General features: G+C 52.7%; 11 protein-coding genes. All 11 read right to left on the bottom strand.

Annotated elements, in window-relative coordinates; translation table 11 throughout:
• Nucleotides 1-18: 18 nt before the first annotated feature.
• The 11 genes from M4D81_RS16070 to M4D81_RS16120 all read right to left on the bottom strand — a co-directional run bounded on the left by M4D81_RS16070 (nucleotide 19) and on the right by M4D81_RS16120 (nucleotide 19659).
• Complete coding sequence (locus M4D81_RS16070) at nucleotides 19-5718, bottom strand: LamG-like jellyroll fold domain-containing protein (RefSeq protein WP_260067270.1); 5700 nt, start codon at nucleotides 5716-5718, stop codon at nucleotides 19-21.
• A gap of 139 nt (nucleotides 5719-5857) precedes the next feature.
• Complete coding sequence (locus M4D81_RS16075; protein ID WP_260067271.1) at nucleotides 5858-7306, bottom strand: glycosyl hydrolase family 28 protein; 1449 nt, start codon at nucleotides 7304-7306, stop codon at nucleotides 5858-5860.
• Between the two features lie 151 nt (nucleotides 7307-7457).
• Nucleotides 7458-9011 carry an extracellular solute-binding protein gene (locus M4D81_RS16080; protein WP_260067272.1) on the bottom strand — a complete coding sequence of 518 codons (1554 nt, stop codon included), beginning with the start codon at nucleotides 9009-9011 and terminating at the stop codon, nucleotides 7458-7460.
• A gap of 72 nt (nucleotides 9012-9083) precedes the next feature.
• Nucleotides 9084-9953, bottom strand: coding sequence for a carbohydrate ABC transporter permease (locus M4D81_RS16085; protein WP_083397677.1), 870 nt, complete (start codon nucleotides 9951-9953; stop codon nucleotides 9084-9086).
• Between the two features lie 28 nt (nucleotides 9954-9981).
• Nucleotides 9982-10965: an ABC transporter permease gene (locus tag M4D81_RS16090; RefSeq protein WP_260067273.1), complete on the bottom strand. Its 984-nt coding sequence runs from the start codon at nucleotides 10963-10965 to the stop codon at nucleotides 9982-9984.
• A complete protein-coding gene (locus tag M4D81_RS16095) occupies nucleotides 10962-11144 on the bottom strand; it encodes a hypothetical protein (protein ID WP_260067274.1) in 183 nt (60 codons plus the stop codon). The genes M4D81_RS16090 and M4D81_RS16095 overlap by 4 nt, the downstream gene beginning before the upstream one ends.
• A 32-nt stretch (nucleotides 11145-11176) precedes the next feature.
• Nucleotides 11177-12076: a helix-turn-helix domain-containing protein gene (locus M4D81_RS16100; protein ID WP_260067275.1), complete on the bottom strand. Its 900-nt coding sequence runs from the start codon at nucleotides 12074-12076 to the stop codon at nucleotides 11177-11179.
• Between the two features lie 75 nt (nucleotides 12077-12151).
• On the bottom strand, nucleotides 12152-13303 hold the full coding sequence (locus M4D81_RS16105) for an AGE family epimerase/isomerase (RefSeq protein ID WP_260067276.1): 1152 nt from the start codon (nucleotides 13301-13303) through the stop codon (nucleotides 12152-12154).
• Between the two features lie 344 nt (nucleotides 13304-13647).
• On the bottom strand, nucleotides 13648-15330 hold the full coding sequence (locus M4D81_RS16110) for an RICIN domain-containing protein (protein ID WP_260067277.1): 1683 nt from the start codon (nucleotides 15328-15330) through the stop codon (nucleotides 13648-13650).
• 544 nt (nucleotides 15331-15874) lie between these two features.
• Nucleotides 15875-17959, bottom strand: a complete 2085-nt coding sequence (locus M4D81_RS16115) for a beta-galactosidase (RefSeq protein WP_260067278.1) — start codon at nucleotides 17957-17959, stop codon at nucleotides 15875-15877.
• 17 nt (nucleotides 17960-17976) lie between these two features.
• Nucleotides 17977-19659: a type 2 periplasmic-binding domain-containing protein gene (locus M4D81_RS16120; RefSeq protein ID WP_260067279.1), complete on the bottom strand. Its 1683-nt coding sequence runs from the start codon at nucleotides 19657-19659 to the stop codon at nucleotides 17977-17979.
• Nucleotides 19660-19674: the final 15 nt, after the last annotated feature.

Below are 19674 nucleotides of genomic sequence, written 5' to 3' on the forward strand. Positions count from 1 at the left end.
TTGTTGTACATAAGCAAATCAGTTTACCGTTTCGGCCCATCGGACCAGAATCGAAGCTTGCTCCTCGGTAAAGAACTTCCCGGCATGGCCCCGAACCTGACCGATATACCCGTTCATGATTCCTCTTGCGGCTTCGATGTGACCGCTGTCAGCCTTTTCTTTTGCCTGCTCCAGCTTTTTATTATAGGATTTCGCCACCGCTTCCCAAGCATGGTCTCCCGTCTCACGCAAGAATGCATTCGTCATGCTCTTTAAGCCGTCATACGTCGCCGTCACCGTAAATGCATGCGTACCCGTTGTCCGGTGTCCTGCCAGATCCTCTACTGTAACCGTTACCTTGTTCTCTCCCGGTTCGAGAAGATACGCTTGCGTCTGCAGCAGCGGTCCATCGCATGGCGTACCGTATACGCTGGAGGTTACATCCGCCGCGCTGCACGTGATGCTCACCTGCTGATCGATGGTATAGGAAGACTCGCCATGAAAGTGCAGTTCTGGTTCTGTCAAGTCAAGTTTAATCTCCAGCGATCCGGATTGATCCGCATCAGCGGTAGAACGATATAAGAAACGATGGATCCCTTCTTCGTTCAGAACAACCTGCTCCTTGTAGGCCATCCATGTGTTTCCTCCATCCAGGCTGTACTCCGTGCTCGCAGCCGGTTTCAATGTAAGGATTACAGGGCTCGTGTACCAGCCATTGCTGCCGTTCGGCTCGGTTGGATCTGCCGTAACATCGACGCCTTTTCGCTGGAGACCTTCGAGTGCGGCAAGCAGATCGGTGGAAGCAACATCGACATCCTCCTGGTTGGAATCACCCGCAGATGCCACCGTATTCGCATGAGCCATGGCTACCTCCAGCACTTCATAACTTTCTGGCGTACAGCATTCCGCATCCACCTTGGAAGCTTTATTCAGCAGCAAGGCAAGCAGGGAATCGTCAAACCATGTAGATGTTTTGTTATAAACAGCCTGTATTTCTTCAGAGCTTAATACGGAATCATACACACGAAAGTCATCGATCTTACCGGTAAACAACGGATCTGCGAATTGACTCCTGCCGATATAGTTGTTGCTGGGCTTGAAGTCGCTCGGTTTGATTGTCATGTTGTTCTTCTCGGCTTTCAATTCGCCGTTGACGTACAATTTGCCCGCGCCGTCTCCCAACGTAACCGCTATGTGCACCCACTGATCCGTAGCAAGCTGCCCCGTCTCCACGAACTGCTCGCCGCCCCCGTTCTTGATGGCGAAGCGAAGCGTATTGCTGCCCGATCGCGGCGATAGAAACAAATATTGATTGGTGTTGTTCCCAAAATCGAATATCCGCTGCCACTGACTGCCTCCCTTCCAGTACACCCAAGCCGCGATCGTGATGTTGTCGGCTGCTGCTTTTTTATCGGTCGCTGGAAGAGTGACATAGGCATCTATTCCGTTCAGCTCGACCGCCTGCCCAACTTTTCCGGCCGTGTACTCGGTTGTTCCGGATAAGGCAGCACTGGACGAACTCAAGACATTATCGGCGTTTCCGTCGAACGGGTAGAGCGCTGCCTTATAGGGCTCCAGCAAATTCTGTGCCGAATAGACCTCATTAATCAGCGCTTCCTCGTCTCTTTCCGGCTTGTTCATCTCCGTCTTAATCCGTTCCAGTTCTTGGTGGTACAAGTAGTAACTTGCCTTCGTATAGTCCGATGCCGGCAGGCCCACGGCATGCCTTAACACGTCTTCGAGGGAGTCCGCAGAAACCATCACGTCATAGAAGGCCTGCGCGGATCCATCAGCGTGAATCGGCAGGATCTTGTAAAACACCTTGCCATTCCGGACGTTGGATTCCTCGTAAGAAGTGCCTCTAGTCCCTGACAGGACGAGTGTCCACGGCGATCCCTCAACCGGCTCTGTGGTGCCCGGTTTCAATTCCGGATCGGTCAGGCCCGCCTCTTCATCGGTCGTGCGATACACGTTAAACCAAGAAGCCTGCTTCGGCTTGTTCCAATGGATCGTGATCTGATCCTGCTGCTTTACAAGGAACGGTGTGAGATGGCCTTGCGGCGTTTCCGTAACCGTTACGTCGCTGAACTGGGCTGAATCGGAAGCGGTAACGCCCGTGTAGTATGCATAAGTCAACAATGTGGACATTTTCATAATATAGGTCCAATTGCTGCCGTCCTTGGATACAAACGCGTACACCGTCTGTGAATCGTGGTCGCGTATCAATTTCACGTACGGATACTCGGCGGCCGTATATCCCTGCAGCTTCGCATCATAGGGGCTTGCCGTTTCATTCCACCAATGATGGAAGGAGTTCCGCGTTCGGTTCTGCAAGACAAGCTCCCCATTCTCATCCGCTCCGAAATAAATATATCTTGCTTTATCAGCGGTGTGCCGATCCCGCATCATGATGCCGCTAGCTTCACCCGAAGCACCATCGATCTTCGCGCTGATGGTACTGCTTCCTGCGGTTACCCGGCTAACATAATGCAGCGAATCGTGGATATCCCGTAGATATAGATTGTAATCGTCCCCTTGACCAAGCCCCGTTCCTTCGGCTCCTTCAATCGTTATGGAAGAACCGTTGATCAAGGCGGTGCCTGACGTATTGCCAATCCGGTCGTCGCGCCAAACATCGTCTGCGTTGGCGGATACCGGCGCGGTCAAATCAACTTTCACTCGATAAGAATCCCAGCCCTCGCCGTTCTCGTTCACAGCAGAGACTGTATAGTAGTAAACCTTACCGTTTGGCACGTTCGTATCCTTGTAATAATTGCCTTGGACATCCGTTGCAATGACCGAATAAGGCCCCTCTTCCGACTCCGATCGCTTCACGGTATAGGACTGACCGCCGGACGTCGTTTTCCAAGTGACGCCCACGTAACCGTTACCTGCAAGCGCATGCACGAAATCGACATGAAACGGTTTAGGGGCGAGTTCGAGATCAGAGGTTAGTTTCAGCACCATGGCGGATTTCGGCACAGCCGTTACCTTGCCGTCCACAACCGGCACGTTCGTCCCCGATACAAGGTCGATCACCACGGCGCCCGAGAAGTCGGACGGCAGCTCAACGTCGAAGGTTTGTTTGTTTCCGTATTCGTCCCGGGTCGTGTTAAAAATCATGAAATATTTTCCGTATCTGGAAGTCTGCAGCTCGGGATATCCGGTATAAGGGGTATCCGCTTCGAAATTATCGCGATTGACGGTGCCTACGCCGGGCTGATAAGAAATCGGCGAAGGCTCTCCGGCCAGCGCCTGCGGCGCTCCGCTCCAATTGTTCGCACGATCAGACTGGAAATCCCAATCGATGTTGCCTGCACGCAAGTAATAATCTTCATATCGGAAAAGGTTATTGGTCGCGATCTGAACGATATGGTCATATTGATCCTTCATAATATGAAGCCGCCCATTGCCTGCCATCCCTCGATTGCGATAAAACAAGGAACCCAGCATCCTGAAATCGCCGTCTCTGACCGACACGTACATGTTGTCGACATCTGCCCAAGCCCATTGATCGTAATCATTCGGATCAACGCCCAACGCTGCGATTTCTTCCGGTTTATAGTAATCGAAATCCGTATGCGGCAGAACGACACCTGCCTGGATATCGCCTCCGAACCGGTCGTAATCGGCACGACCGGTTGTAATGTATTCATAAGTGTCTGCCAACCGGAAATCGGGTCCGCTCATCGTTCCCCGGTGTCCGAAATCTTTCGTATGCAGCAGCTGATGATCGGCAAGCTGCTGCTGCACGAAACCGACCGCTTCCTTGGCAAACTCCCAGTATTCCTCCCATTCCGGACCACTGTACCTCGCCTCGTCCTGAGCCATCGCCATCTCCAGCGACGCGAATTGCATCCCCATGCCGAGCCCGATTCTGGCGCTGTAAGCAGGCATGCCGGTTAATCCCTGATTTCGCTCATCCGTTACTTGCTCCGCTCGCATGATTCTTTTCCCATTATCATCCAGAGACGTGTAACGGACAAATCCGCGGGCATGAACCGATTTCAACGCCGCCTTCAGAATCTCGTCACTCATGTTCTCGTCGCCGGCGTGGTTAAGCGTTTTATAGAAATAAGTGACAAGATAGTTGGCAGATTCTCCGTAGTTCGCAACATAGCCGTTCTCCCTCGTGAGCCCCGCCTCGGTCAAACCGGTATAATGCTTGCCATAGGGCAACCGTCTAACGACATTGCCGTCGGCGTCCAGCTTGCTCTTGGCAAGCCCCTTGCCGACGATGTGTACGAAGTCATCGGTAAAGACCGCACTCCCATCGTGATAGAACAGCGAATGGTACAGATCCAACTCTTGACCATCCGGGCCGACCAGCTCTTCTTCTCCAAGAAACGGCTGTATCCCCAAAGATTCAAGCAGGATCCGTTGACTGCGTTCTCTGCCCTCGTAGTAATCCGAGCCGATGATCCGCAGTCCTTCGTGTGCCTCCCAGGCTCCAACATACGTATAGTAAACCTGGTTATAAATATAAGACAGCCGGGTCCTGGCGAAATCAAAATTCGCCTTCAGCGTCCGCTCCCAGGCCTCTCTGCGCGTCAATTCCCCGCCATCCCAGTCCACACCGGCCAAAGAAAATTCGCCGGCAACGCTTCCCGTAACCAACGGTTCATCCAGAAACGCATGGAATGCCTCTTCTCCGTAGATCTCATCGTCTCTAATCAGATTCTCCGCGATATACAGCGCTTCGCCAAGCGCGCCGAAATAACCGCCCCAATCGCCCTGGTGTCCGCCGCGCAGCACCAGTCTCGTATTGCCGTAATAATCTTTGACATGATTATCGATCGTTTTGAAGATTCGTTCCAGCGCCGCTCTTTTCTCTTCAGGCGTCTTTGCCGGCGACCAGTCGTATTTCAGAACGCTCGCGTAAAACATCAGTTCATCCTGATAGCGAATAATCGATAATTTACTGCCGACACTTCCATCGACTTTCCCCGATAACGTGTTGAACAGATTGATGTGATCCTGTCTGTAGTTGTCAAGCAGCGCCTGCTTCTCGGCATCCGTCAGATCGGGCGGCAGCATCGTATCCGGGTTCTGGCCCGGTTTAAATTTATGCCCCTGCTGTTCCCCATCGACAGGAATATAGGCTTGTGTATGGGTGTAGGCACTATAATAGCCCCTCGTGTCGGTGATCATCGTCCCCCATGGGTTGAACGATTTAATCGTGATTTCGACCGTATCTTTCCCGGCCGTCGATTCCAGGGGAAGCAATATCGTATTGTAAAAGAACCGGTTCGGCAGCATCCAGCCCTTGTTGATGGCTTCATAATCCCCGTTGCTGATATAACCGACCTGCTCTCCGTTTATATGAATCATGCTGACGGAGGAGGTTTCGTTCCCGGAAAATTTCACAGTGATATAATTGCGTAAAACGGGGTCGACCTTCATCGTAAACGTCAAATCTCCGCCCTGCCCTTCCGCCGGTTGCCGCGGGTTCGATATTCTGGCAGGCTCATCGAAGAGCCCGATGATCGAGCTTGTGAACGCTCCCTGGAAATGATGGGCAGTTTCCGATGCCGTGTCGCCGAATACGATTTGATCCAAGAAACCTGCTGCTTGGGATGTCCCGCCGGATGCGTCGGCAGGTGCCTGAGCGGCGGATGCGGATTCCATTCCGATCGATGGCAGCATCAATGAAACTGCCAAGCACAGGACAACAAGCTTCCTGCCCCATTTTCCCGGTTCCTTCCTACGTTGAAATACAGAAGTAATGAGACTTTGCATTCGATTGTTGCCCTCCCCTAGATTCATATCTTAAAATTTATGGGTAAGCGTTCACATGCTCTAGCTGCTTCGGTCATTCATAGTCTTGATCAAGTTTCGTCTGGCCTATTTATAACGGAAAGCCTGTCGGAAGACCCGCCTATTCAAACGTCACGTTGCTTTGAAACTCGTTGCATTGAAAATGGCCCGCTTCGGCGTTCGTAATAGGCTCACCATTGATGCGCAGATTGCGGAAATGAACGCCTGTCACCATTCGCTTCGCGTCGTAACCCGCAATCACCGAAGGATTATCGCACGTTCCTTGATAGGAAATATCGTTGAAATAAACGTTCTCCACGCGGTTGCCGGGTACCGGATTATACTTCGGGTTATGAAAGACCCGTATATCGAAGAGCCTCCCCAGCTCGAACGGCTCGATTCGTACATCGTTGAAGGATACGTTCCTTACCGTATTTTGATCTCCGGCATTGATGGCCAGACAGCCCCAATAACCGTCTTGGGGCTCATGATGCTCCAGGATATCGATATCGTGGAAGGAAATATTTTCGATGGTATCCCCGCTCCCCTCATGGTCGCCATGAACGCCTATCATAACGGGATGAGCTACGTCTGCCCACAGAACCGCGCGATTCACCCGTACGTTCGACGTATCGCCCTTAAATGCGCCGCGGCTGGCATAAATGGCGATGCAATCGTCGGAGGTGCGCAGAAACACGTCCTCGATAAGGACATTACGACAGGACATCATATCAATGCCGTCGCACCACCCTCGCGTGCTGAACGCCTTGAAGCCGCGAATGCGAACGTTCTCCGATTGGCCCAGATGAATGCTGTAGTGGGGCGGATCGATGGAGATGATGTCCTCGACCGTAATGTGGCGGGAATAATTGATTTGCACGGACCGCCAATAGGTGGTCTTCTCGATGTCCCGCAAGTAAACAATCCCTCTACCCCGAATATGGACGTTCTCGACGTGATCGCATACAAGCGAACCGATAATGATAGATCCGCCCGCAAGATACACCGTCGTGTTCGATGGCACATGAAATAATCCATCCTGGAATCGGTGCATGCCGGGTCCGAAATAAATGACGCGAATGGATTGCTCTCCCGCTTCGCTTGCAGATGGAAGAAGATCGATTTTGTCCTGAATCCCATATTCCCCGGGTTCAATGAAGGCTACTTCGCAGGATTTCGGATCCGGCGCATCTACTTCGAGACCGTTCGCAAACAGATGAAGATTGTGAAACCGATCCCCGTTCGCCTCAATGCTTAAGCTGCATGGCCGGTCAAGCCGGAGCCAGATTTTATTGGCATCGTGATTGGATTGGATGTGACTGGCTATAGGCCTGACTTCCACTTGATGAAGCGCCTCTCTCCTATAAGTAATCTCGACCTCGACAATGCCGGCAAAATCGAATGTCGCCATGGACGCTTCGCGCACATCGTGCATATCAACCCGAACCAGATAGGTGCAGAGGTCTTGGTATTCCCTGTCCACCGTCCTGACACGGACCGCGAAATCATCGTTTAAGGCCGCGCCGTCTGGCGCGGGATAGGTGACGAGCGCTGATAACATTTGGTTCATGTTCATTCCTCCGAACAACAAAATAATCCTAAGCTGATTCCCCATTCCGAGTGAAAAAATGGGATTATAGAGGGCTGCCAAGATGGAATCTTCATCGCAGCGGACGAAGCCTCATCATGGCAACCCGGTTCAAATGAACGATAAACTGGGCTTATTTAGCCGCTTGGCGTGCTTGGTAAACAGCCGTCGCCTCGTCCAGCACTTCCTGACCGCCGGTTTTTAGCCATTGCGTCTTGAAAGCCTCAAAGGAAGCGTCCAGATCGTCCTTCCCGATGATGGCCTTGGTGTAGAACTCATCCTGGAGCGTTACGAGCGTTGCCCAGTACTTGCCCTTGCTTTCCAGCGCCGTCGGGCCAAGAATATCCGAAATCGGCTTCATTCCCTCGTTCACCGTCTCCCTGAACTCCAGCTTCTCTTTCGAGAAATGGTATTTCCACATGCTCGAATCCCGTTCCACCAACGGATTATAATAACCGCCGTACCCCATAGCACGGGCTTCTTCCACGGTGCTGGCGTAAGGCTCTTTCATGACGACGGCGCCGTCCACCAGATCGTAAGACACGCCTTCTTCACCGAAAACGCTGCGCAGGTAAGCTTCGTCGCTGGAAGTCAGATCCTCCAGCATCTGCAATATTTTAATGCGTTTGGCTTCGTCCTCCTCGACCTGCTTGCCGAACAGGAGCGGTACCTGAAGCGCACCGTTGGACATCACGATCGATTCGCCTGCGGGCCCGATGACGCCTTTGCCGTATACGGGATTGGTGCCGTTCGTCTTATCGGCTTCCTGTCCGGCGAATAAATGGTGGTACATGCTGTTATCGACATATCCGATTTTGTGGCTGCCCCACTTCTGGCCGATCAACGCACCGTCATCCGTCATGAACTCCGGATCGATAAGTCCATCATGGTACCAAGCTCTTAGCAGCTTCGTGGCTTCCTTGGCCTGTTCCGAAATTCCGCCCCATGTCACCGTACCATCGTCGGTTAACATGAAATGATAGGGATTAACCCCGTATGCGGCATAAATGGAATTGAACATTTGTGCCCTTACGTCTTTCCCGCGTCCGCTCATGCCGTAGGTGTCCTTCTTGCCGTTACCATCCGGGTCATTGTTGCGGAATTTGGTTAACACGTCTTCCAATTGTTCGAGCGTTTTGGGCGGCTCGTCATACCCGACCGCTTTCAACCACTCTCCGTTATAGGTCGGTATGAAACCATAGGCTCCGTTCAGCCAAATACGGGGGACGCCATAGTTTTTTCCGTCGATGATCCCGACATCCCAGGCGTTAGGGTCAATTTCCTCGACTTCCTTCACGTAGGTAGGCATATATTTCTTGATTTCGTCAACGGAAATGCTGGCAATCACTCCTTGCCTTGCCCAGTTCGTCATGTCCGCCTCACTGATGTTATGAGGTAAAATATCAGGAATCTCTCCGGAAGCGACCATGACTTTGAAATTCTCGTCATTTCCTCTCATGTTGACGAACTTCACGTTATAACGTTCTTCCAAATACTTCTGTGTTGGATTGCCATCATCAGTCGGAATGTCCCAAGTCGAAGCGTTGGTCATAATGACGATCGGTTTGTCTTCTCCTTGCTTATCGGTTTCGGCGGTCTCATTGCCGCTTGAGCTTCCACTACAGCCTGTAGCCACCAGTGAGATGGACAGAGCTGCGATCAAGCCGAGCCTTTTCCAATGTTTCATGTTTAGATCCTCCCTTTTTTGAACCAGTTACTTTATATAAACGGGAGTGTTTTCACTTCCCGATTATAACGCTCAGCCCTTAAGCGAGCCGATCATCGTCCCCTTCACGAAATACTTCTGAAGGAATGGATACACGATCAGAATCGGCAATGCCGCAAACATGATGGTTGCTGCTTTAATGGACGACGTATACTCGAAATTGCCTACGACGGTTCGCCCGAACGTTTCCGCATCCGTATTGGTGATGACGATTTCACGAAGGAAAAATTGCAGCACTTGCTTGTTCTGATCCGTTACATAGAGTACGGCGTCGAACCATGCGTTCCAATGCCCAACCGCGGCCCAGAGAGCCAATGTAGCGAGCACCGGCTTCGAAAGAGGAAGAATAATGCGGAATAATATGCTGACATCGTTGGCTCCATCGATCTTCGCGGACTCCTCCAGCTCCGTCGGGATCGCCATGAAGAAATTGCGCAGCACCAGCATCGAGAACACCGGAATCAGTCCAGGCAAAATGTAGATCCAGCGGGTATCCATCAAATGCAGAGACTTCATCAACAAATACGTCGGAATGATGCCGCCCCCGAAGAACATGGTGAACAGAATGACCATGGTATAAAAGCTGCGGTGCGGCAAATATTTGCGTGACAGCGGATATGCGCACAGCGACATCGCAATCAAAGACAAGGCTGTTCCGACAATGGTCCGAAACACCGAGTTGCCAAATCCGATCCAAATTTTTGTCTGGCTTAATACCTGGTTCCAGGCGAAGAAGTCCAGCTCCCGCGGATATACATGGAAACCGAAACGACTCGCTTCACTCGGGCTGCTTAACGATACGGATGCAATATGCAAGAAAGGGTAAACGGTTACAATACACAAGAAGGTAACGAATAGAATAAGGATGCATTGAAATATACGCTCTCCCGAACTCATTTTCATAAGACTGCTCATCTCCTTCCGGTCCTCATTAGAGGACGCCTTCCTGTCCCATTTTCTTCATGACGTAATTGGTGCCCAGCACCAGCATAATGCCGATGACGTTCTTGAATAATCCGACGGCCGTCGTTAATCCGAACTGAGCCTGCTGGATGCCTGCCCGGTACACATAGGTATCGATCACATCGGCGACCTCGTATACGGCAGGGCTGTACAGGTTGAAGATCTGGTCGAATCCGGCATTCAGGATACCGCCGAGCGACAGGATGAACATGATCGAAACGACGGGCAGAATCGAAGGCAGCGTAATATGCCACATTTTTTTCCATCTGCCTGCTCCGTCGATTACGGAAGCCTCATACAGAGTAGGATCGATACCCGCGAGTGCCGCCAAGTAAATGATCGTTCCCCATCCGATCTCTTTCCAGATATTCGTTGCGACCAGCGTCGGACGGAAATAATCAGGATCCGCCAAGAAGTACACCGGCTCCAAGCCAAAAAGCTGCAAAATGTAATTCACGGGTCCTTCCGATGGCGACAACATGACGATAATGATGCCCGATAATATAACCCAAGAGAAAAAGTGGGGAATATACGAGATCGACTGCGCTACTCGCTTGAACCTGTGGGAACGCAGCTCATTCAACAGAAGCGCGAGAATGATCGGCGCAGGAAACCCGAAAACAATATTGTACAGGCTGATCAGCAGCGTATTTTGAAAAATCCGGGCAAAGTCGGGCGACTGAAAGAACAAAAACTCAAAATGTTCGAGTCCGACCCACTCGCTTCCCCATATTCCCTTGATTGGGCTGAAATCCTTAAACGCGAGTTGGATGCCGTATAACGGCCCATAATGGAAAATGCCGAACCAGATCAAAGTAGGGATGAGCATAAAAAATAAATACTTGCTTTTCTTGTAATTTTTCCAGGTCTCTTTCCAGGTCCCCGCCTTATTCGCGGCCATCCTGTTACCGTTTTCATTTTTGGGGACAGGAGCGACATTCAACTTATTCAACAGCCTGCACTTCCTTCCAGCAATCTTAGGGATCGTTCCTTCATCATGGATTCATCCCCCGTAAACCATAGCATTAGTCTTTGCGCAACTAACGCTCCCATTCCCATCTGCTGCTCTTGCACCCATTGTATCTGCAATGAGGCCGTCATAATGGCAAAACGATGCACGAAAATGTTCATTGGTTGTTATACTCCCCGGGACGAGTTCTTGGTTAGCGAGCTTTCCCCTTGCCGTGCACCGAGTGTATGAACCCTGTTCGATATTTGAGCGGGGTCGTCCCCACTTCATGCTTGAACACCTGAACGAAGTAGGACGGGTTCGATATGCCGACTTCGGAGCCGATCCACTCCACTGACTTCGCAGTCGTTTCGAGCAGCCTGCACGCTTGCCTCATCCGCTTCGCTGTCACATATTCCTTCAGCGTGCTTCCCGTCTCTTCATGGAACAGCTTCGATAAATAAAATTTCGATAGATGCATGGCATCTGCAAGATCGTCTAGATAGAAGGTTTCCTGATAGTGTTCGTCGATCCAGCGCATCGCCTGCTGCACATAACCGGTCGACTTCCGCTCCAATATCCCCGGCGTCCGGCTCTGACCCGATGGATCATATCGAATGACCGTATCCAGCAGCCGCAGGATGAGCATGCCGATCTCCTCCGCGTCCTCGCCCTTGCCTTCTTGCCTGGTACGATCATAATCGTCCAAATTACGTTCGACCGTTTCCTCGGCTGTCTTCAAATCAAACGCTTGGATAGGGTGGCTGCCTTGCCATAAGGCGGCAAACAATCCGTGACGCCTTGCGAAGGGACGCAGCAATTCATCGGCCAGCTGCGAATCAAAGTGGAAGATCGTACGCGTATACGGCTGCTCCGGGCTGACATTGGCATAGACATGGTGCAGCTGATACGGACGAAAGAAGAACAGCATTCCCCTGCGAATGGGGAAAGTTTCGCCGCCTACGACGACATGCCCCGTCCCCTCGTGGACGAATAACATCTCGCAGCACTGGTGCCAGTGATAATAACCTTTGTACTGATCGGTATTGCGGTGCCGATAATCCCAGAATAGTTTCGCCCCTCCGAAAACAACCGCCTCAAACATACGTTTCATATCCATTCCTCCATGCCGGAATCGTGAACGTACGACAAACTTACCTTCCGCTGTGCCTCATACCGATTTACGACTTTACCATAAATAAAGATCATTGCCCTTCAGCTTGAACGCCGCTTCCATGAAAAAGTAATCTCCGTAAATAATCGGTTGGTGATGCGTGGTGCCGCGATACGCCGCCGAACCGCGCTGAATGATCGCATCCGATCGTTCGGTCCAATCGCTCCGAGTCTCCAAGGATTTCAGCAGCTTCAGCGCCGCCTTCAGATAGATGTGCTTGTCGTACGTTCCGACGCACCTGGCTATCTCGATCAACCCGCACGCCGCGATCGCGGCAGCCGTATCGTCATCCCGCTTTGGTTCGGGAGGCTGCCGGAAATCGACCGGAATGACCCCGTCTTCAGGAATGTTCGCCATGAAGTAATGAGCGATCCGCTTGGCGGTATCCAGATATTCGGCCTTGCCGGTGTGCTTGTAACTCATCATGAAGCCGTACATCGCCCAAGTCTGGCCTCTTGTCCAAGAGGAACCCTCTTCGTAACCTTGCCCGCCGTATGATCGAACAACGCCGCCTTCGTACGGGTCGAATTCCACGATGTGGTGAACCGAACCGTCCATCCTTACGAATGCAGTCATGGCCGTATCCGCATGTCTTTCCGCAATCTGCTTGAATCTCGGATCGCCCGTCTCTTCCGTTGCCCAGTAAAGGAGCGGAATGTTGAACATGCAATCGACAATCGCCCAGCCGCGCGTATCACCGTCATCCAGATCATTCCAGGCGCGAATAAAGCCGCCGGCCGGGTTAAATCTTCCTGCCAGCAGCGTAGCGGCGTGCATGGCTCTTTTTCGGGAATCGGGGTTTGACGTCAGCTTGAAATTGGCAACGCTCGTCAGCAGCCACATAAACCCGACGTCGTGATGCAGCCCGTAAAACTCGTCAAAGCATCGATCCAATTTGGCTTCGGAAATCACCGCAACATCTTTATATTTTTCGTTGCCCGTTTCGTGGTACATCAGCCACATCATGCCGCCCCAGAACCCGTTCGTCCACCAATTGATCCCGTCCGTCAACGTGCCGGAGGGATTCGAGGCGGAACGATCGTCATGCGTCCCGTCTATCGTTGTGTAAGGGATCTTATACCTCGATTTTTCGCTTACCCAGGCCATCTTCGCGGTGATCTTCGCGATCAGGCTGTTCAGCCACTGCTGCTCGTCGTTACTTAACACGGATCATAACCTTCTTTCTGTACAAAAACGGATGATGTTTCTTTATGATCAGTGTAGTTTCTGACCGTCTCGAGAAGTTTGCAAAACAAGACAAGAAATGTTGAAATCTTGTTGTATGTCTCTCTTGAATCCAGTGTAATTCGGCAAGGTTGCTTGTCCTATTGCACTTTTGCAAGATACCTTGCAATTTTCGATGGAAAATAAAGAAAATCCGGTTTGACCTCCGATGCGGGTGGGCAAGGCGACCATTACGTGAACGCATAAAAAGCCCGGCCACGTGGCCGGGCAAGCATCATATCATCAAGCCTTCCATTCTATCCGTACGCTGCAAGGCGCTATCCGCATTACTCGGATACGGGCTCGAGTTTCCATTGCTGATGGTGTCCTAAGATATACCGCCATTGCTGGATAAGCGCTCCGTCCGCCGTAGAGATATCTTTGACGTCTGCGGGTTTGTTGCTTGTGACGGGCGTGATCCGGTGGTGCCCGTCACCGACGGGAATGAATACGAATCGTTGATGGTCAGCGTCATTACGGTTCGCCAGCTGAAACGAGGCGCCATGCTCCAACGAAGCATTCGATATTTGCAGAAACAATCCGCTTTTCGCGTTCTGTATCGAATACTGCCCGCCGCCGAGATGCGCCACGTTCCATTGCTGGCTCGGATCCCCGTTCAAGGTTCGCTGCTCGATATTCGAGCCGCTTGCCGTTCCGGATGCCGTCATCGCTTTGCCGACATGGCGTACCAAGAAACGATACGTGCCGTCCGGAATGTTTCCGTCTGGCAGTACGGCTGAGTCGCCGCTGCCGGGCGGCCTGGTATACAGCAGCGTTCCGAATCCGAGCTGGTCGAACGTTGAGGCATGGGAGGCATTCGGGCCGCCTTCCGGCCTCAATCGCTGTGCGCGGGCAGCGATGTTAGGTACTGACAGCCCTTTCCGGTTGGCGTAATGGTTATAAATCATTTCCCATACGGGGCGCGGTTCATTGCGGCCGGCGGCGGAAATGACCGTCTGCCTCTGTACAGCTCCGTTCGTTCCCGACCCCCATTCGTAGGCTGCGAACGGAACATCATCGCTTCCGTTGTTGTATTTGGCAACATATTCGGCGGCACGCATAAATCGGTTGTTCGCCCAGCCATACAAATCGTCGCCTTGATTCCACGCCATCTCGCTCGTGACGGCCATCAGTCCGATTCCCAGTTGGGTGTGTGCCTGATCGCGTCCGGATTCCTGCCATTGGGCGAGGCCGTCCGGATGCAGAAATGGGATCGCGTTATAAATCGAGCCGTTGCCTGCCCCATGCTTGAAATACTCGATACCGATGTCGTAAATGTCCCGTCTGTCGCAAAAAATGCCGATCGCCACCGTTGCCGCCATATTGCTCAAATCCCAATTGGCCCAATAATTTTGAATATATGCATCATTGTGGTCCCTGCCATACTCGTTACCGATCAAGAAACGCTCGTTGAGGGGCTTGTAGAATACATTCAGCAGCATGTTCTGCATCCGGGATACATCGAAGCCGGGATAGTCCCGCATGAGCTCGGCCGCATTGGCCAACTGGTAGCCGTTAAGACCTGCGGCCAAATAACGGTCTGCATTGCCGGTGACCGTCGTCAACGTGGCAGACCAGGCGTTGAGGATGTCCCGCGCCGTATCGCCATGCGCCGTACTGCCGGCGATCTTCCATCTTAATGCATTCTGGTAGGCTCGAGCGACATCGTTATAGAGCAAGGCAACGTTGTCGCCCGCTCCGCCTCGAACGATCGTTGCCGTGGCACGCGGCGTCCAGCCTGCCTGCGAATACGGGCTATTGACGAGCTGGTTCCAGCCGTCCAAATACGGCTGGGCACCCTCCTCCACCTTCTGTTTGATCCGGGCCAAATCCATCTGGGTGTGAAGCAGGCCTGGATGGAGAAACGGGCCGGCCGTTGCCGGTTCGGCTCCTTCTCCATGGACATATCCGGTCATGCTTAGCATGAGACCTAAAATCAAAGACAGCACGACGCCTCTTTTCATCTTCATTCACCATTTCACTCCTTGCCTTTAACATTTTGACTTTGCTGCATCATCCCAAAATCAGTCTTTCTCGCTGCATGCAAAGCAGCCTCCTATTTTGCCTCCCTACTTTATGGATGCGCTTTCAATTATCTGAGCCCGCCTCCCTCCATGCTTCATGAATATGGGTGGTTACAATTTCTATTCTACACTTTGAAAGGACGAGTGAATTTTGAATTCCTGTGTATAAATGTAAATTTCTTGCTGTTTTTATTCCTCTCTAATCCTATCAAGTGTTTTCACACTTGCTTTCGCAGTAGGCAAGTGGTCCGTTGCTTGATTTGGAGGTTGCTGGCCGCGGAAGCCTTTCTGTCCAAGCGGATTTCCGAACGTGGATGAACTTCACGTCTCCTGCCGGCATATTTAAAGCCCCGAGGATTCCCGGGGCTTTAGATGTTCTGCACACTTACTTATGGAAGACGATGCCTGGATGTATCGAGCTTTGCCTTTGCTTGTTTCATCATGTCGAAATCGACGGGATTGGACGATTGCATTCCGTCCAAACCGCATCTTAAAAACCCGTCTTCGGAATTTCCCTCGGTTGGCGGTCGAAGGCCTGCACCGCTCCGGTACGGACCTCATACATTCGTTCGTGCGCCTTTCTCGCCGCCACGGCGAAGTCGGCATACGGTCGATTGCAAACGTCGACCATGCCGATCTGGTAATTCTCGCCGTCGAAACGGCCGAGGGCAGGCTGGTCGTTCCATTGAAAATAATGGACGCCGATCAATTCCGGAATCGCCGCGGCTTGTTCCACGTAATAGCGATAGGCGCCGCCTCTCTCCCGCTGGGTGGCTACGGCCCGGATACCATAAGCAGGCAATCCCCCCTCGGCTGCCCCGAAGTGGTACTCGCCGATCATGACGGGTCTGTTCAGCTTCTCCGCAATCTTTGCGATCTGCTCGCGATCAGGCGCGAACTGGTAACAGTTAAGTGAAAACACGTCGAACCATTCGCAGCCCTCAAGCACTTCTTCGCTGCTCACCCAGGCATAGCGCATGCCCAAATTCAGGTGGTTCGGGTCTGCCTCTTTACACAGGCGGGCCGGGAGCTCCACGTATCGCCGAATCAGAATCCGGTTGAACGTCGAGCAATCCTCCCTATAGGCCGCACGGAAGAATTCCTTCGGTTGCGCCGGCTCGTACAGCTGGAGGAAGCTGTCATAATCGCTCCCCCATGCCGCGTTCAGCCGTTCAACCGCTTCGTATTTGACGCTTATCCACTCCACGAACCGTTCCTTGCTAACGAAACGGACGGGGGACTCCAGCATGAGCCGGGTCAGGTCCAGACCTTCCACAAAAGCCCAGTGCGGCTCGTTACGCATGAAATAACCGATCATACGACGATCCTCCCGGAGCGGCACAAGCTGCTGCGCGAACTCCTTCGAGCCCCGTTCGTACTCCGGACTGAACACGTCCGGAAAGTCGCGGAAAATGGTTCTCTCCGTCGACGGGAAGTCGGTCAGCGGATATACGTACGGCAGCGACGAATCGCGGATAAAGCTCTCATCGGACCAATTGCCGATCGTGTTGAAGCCAAAGTGCCGCAGCCGAAACTCAGTGAGCGACGTCCAATCCCGACGCCAGTCCGCGCCGAATGCACGAATCAGATTGGCAACCTCGAAGCTGAAATCCGTTCCCCCGCGCGTCCATGCATCTCCGTATCCTTCCTCCGGTGTGGGCAATTCGGGCAGCAAATGTTCCATGCCCGCAATTCGCATTGGCGAAGCCGGGCCGATGCAGTCCATCCCGGCACTGAACAATGCGAAGCCGTCAGGGTCGACGAACCACCAATTCGAGCCATCGTGGGCCGTGCGGAAATACCCGGTCTGCTCGAATGTTTTCCCCCTCCAGCCTCCGTATTTGCCAAAGCCGAAGCCTTCCAAGGTACGGGACGATCCTTGAGCTTGAATCCCGCTCCGTATTCCAAGCAGTGTCGTAATTCCTCCGGTTTCGCATTCTTCGGCCGCACCTTCTCCGGCTGCCCCCGCTTCTGCTCGTTCGGCTTGAAGCAGGCTCGCCAGTTCCTGCTCGTCAGCCGTTTTCCATGACCATTCGCGGCCGACCATCTGTCCCATCCGATCGATGTATACCTGACGCTTCCGTTTGAATTCCGGTTCGTTGACGTTTAGGCGCAAATGAGAGATCTTGACGCTGCGATCCGATGTCGAGGGAATCGTGGCAATCGTGAAGCCGTCGATTGAATTACGATCGACACGCGCATCGCCGCGAAGCACCGTCTGCAGCGTACCTGGATAACGGGAGAGAAACAGCTTCTCTCCGTCCAGATGTTTCAGCGGCAAGCATACCGTTGTCAGCACCTTCGGCAGTATGCCGACATGATACGTGATGGACCGCCCTTCTTGATCCCCGAAGCTGAACAGAAGCACCAGTACATCGTGGCACTCGTGATAGACGTCGGCAGCAACGAATTCGCATGCGGTCCAAACGCTGCTGCTGACCGTTCCCGTAATCAGCCGAATGCCGCCGCCTTCCGGCGGCGCAGTCAGCCAAAACTCAGATGAGCGAACGGCTTCGACGCGGATCCGGTCCTCAACTTCAAATGCTTGGCAAGACAATAACACGGAGTTATCCATATCGTGACTCCCTTCTATTATTCCAGCCCCATTCTGGTCATCGCGTCCTTGGTGTTTGTACCGGCATACCATTCATTGACTTCCTCGGTAATTTGCGTGCCTCCCTTGGCGTACCAGTTCTGTACGAACGCATCGTAAGCTTCAAGCGGCTCATTGCCGTAGATGATCTTGGTGAACGTTTCCTTCTCCATGGTCGTCAGCTGCTCCCAGGATGTCTGCATCGTCGCGGTCGGCGGCCCGTTAAATGTGCTTGGCAGCAGCGAGTCACGGTTCTCGTACGAGATGACGTATCCGTCCTTCGTGGTCTGTTGGGCCGAATCTGCGGCCATCAAAGGCCCGTTGTCCGGTTTAGCCCCGTTGGCCAGATCGTAAAAGTTCTTGCCTGCGGGGTAAACGGCCGGCGTATTTTTGGTGAATGCCATTTTTCCTACGCCTTGAATGGCATCCATCGGTTCGTTGAATTTCGTCGGATCAAACACGACCTCTCCGTCCACGATATCGTAGTCGTATCCCTGGGCATAACCGTACTGGAAATCCCCCGTTCCGAATGCTGCGTCATATAGCTTGTCGTAATACAGGAAAAAAGCTTCCATGTTGCTAAAATCTTTATTGAACATAAAGTACCCGTCGTTCAGCTGGCCGTTCTGGTACGTCCGGTCTCCGTCCACGCCTTGAATCGTCGCGTACGCCTTGACCTTGGCGCCCTTGACGTTCTTCTCGACGTCCTTGACGCTGTCGTAGAGCCATGGACGACCGACGATAATGCCTGCTTTGCCTTCCGTAAAGTCGGCAATCGCATCCCAAGCTCCCTGCGTAGCCAGCTCTTTGTTCAGGTAGCCCTTCGAATACCAGTTACGCAGCTTAGCCAGCGCTTCCTTGTTGCCGTCCGCGACCGATCCGTACGCCAGCTTGCCGTTCTCTTCGCTCCACTGCATCGGCAGCTTCTTGCCCGTGTAAGCGCTGAAGATCATGACGGGATCGCTGACCCAGCCGGTATTGTAGCCGTCTTTTCCGGAGAACGTGAATCCGTACGTATCATTCTTGCCATTACCGTCCGGATCTTCGTTCGTGAATGCGGCGATGACGCTTTCGAATTCGTCGATCGTTGTAGGCGCTTCCAACCCTAAGCTGTCCAGCCAATCCTGACGGATCAGCATGACCTGCCCTTCCGTCAAGTTCGGCGATATCGCCATGCCGTATACTTTGCCGTCGCGAACAACCGGATTAAACGTCGTTGGATACTGTTTATAGATCTCTTTCAGTCGGGCGGGCATATATTTCGCTATATCCTCCGTAACCTCCTTGACCCGCCCCGATTCGATCAAATCGTTAGCCAGCGTCGTATCGTAGACCGGAAACAGATCCGGCAGCTTCTCTGACCCCGTAAGGGCTAAGCGCAGCTTGGTATTGTAATTGCCCGCATCCCCGCCGAGAAGGGTCGTTTGCGTCTTGATGCCCAGATTCTCCAGCGCCCACCGCGTCAACACGTTGTCGTCCACACTCTCCCCGGTCTTGTATTTTCCCGCGTTCTCGTCCAGCTGCTTTCCGATGGCTATCGTGATGGGCGGTTCGTATTTCCCATCCTTGAGTACCGCAAGAGCTTCTGGCTCGGTCCCCGAATCACCAGATCCGCACCCCGCAAGCATACTAATCGCCAGCACGGCTGCCGATAAGATAACCCCCGTCTTTTTTATGTACATGGAATGTACTCCTTT

Source organism: Paenibacillus sp. p3-SID867, from assembly GCF_025142895.1.
Classification (GTDB): Bacteria; Bacillota; Bacilli; order Paenibacillales; family Paenibacillaceae; genus Paenibacillus_AQ.

Coding starts and splice junctions, on each gene's coding strand:
- M4D81_RS16070 (WP_260067270.1), bottom strand. CDS start 5,718: ATGCAAAGTCTCATTACTTCTGTATTTCAACGTAGGAAGGAACCGGGA.
- M4D81_RS16075 (WP_260067271.1), bottom strand. CDS start 7,306: ATGAACCAAATGTTATCAGCGCTCGTCACCTATCCCGCGCCAGACGGC.
- M4D81_RS16080 (WP_260067272.1), bottom strand. CDS start 9,011: ATGAAACATTGGAAAAGGCTCGGCTTGATCGCAGCTCTGTCCATCTCA.
- M4D81_RS16085 (WP_083397677.1), bottom strand. CDS start 9,953: ATGAAAATGAGTTCGGGAGAGCGTATATTTCAATGCATCCTTATTCTA.
- M4D81_RS16095 (WP_260067274.1), bottom strand. CDS start 11,144: ATGAACATTTTCGTGCATCGTTTTGCCATTATGACGGCCTCATTGCAG.
- M4D81_RS16100 (WP_260067275.1), bottom strand. CDS start 12,076: ATGAAACGTATGTTTGAGGCGGTTGTTTTCGGAGGGGCGAAACTATTC.
- M4D81_RS16110 (WP_260067277.1), bottom strand. CDS start 15,330: ATGAAGATGAAAAGAGGCGTCGTGCTGTCTTTGATTTTAGGTCTCATG.
- M4D81_RS16115 (WP_260067278.1), bottom strand. CDS start 17,959: ATGGATAACTCCGTGTTATTGTCTTGCCAAGCATTTGAAGTTGAGGAC.
- M4D81_RS16120 (WP_260067279.1), bottom strand. CDS start 19,659: ATGTACATAAAAAAGACGGGGGTTATCTTATCGGCAGCCGTGCTGGCG.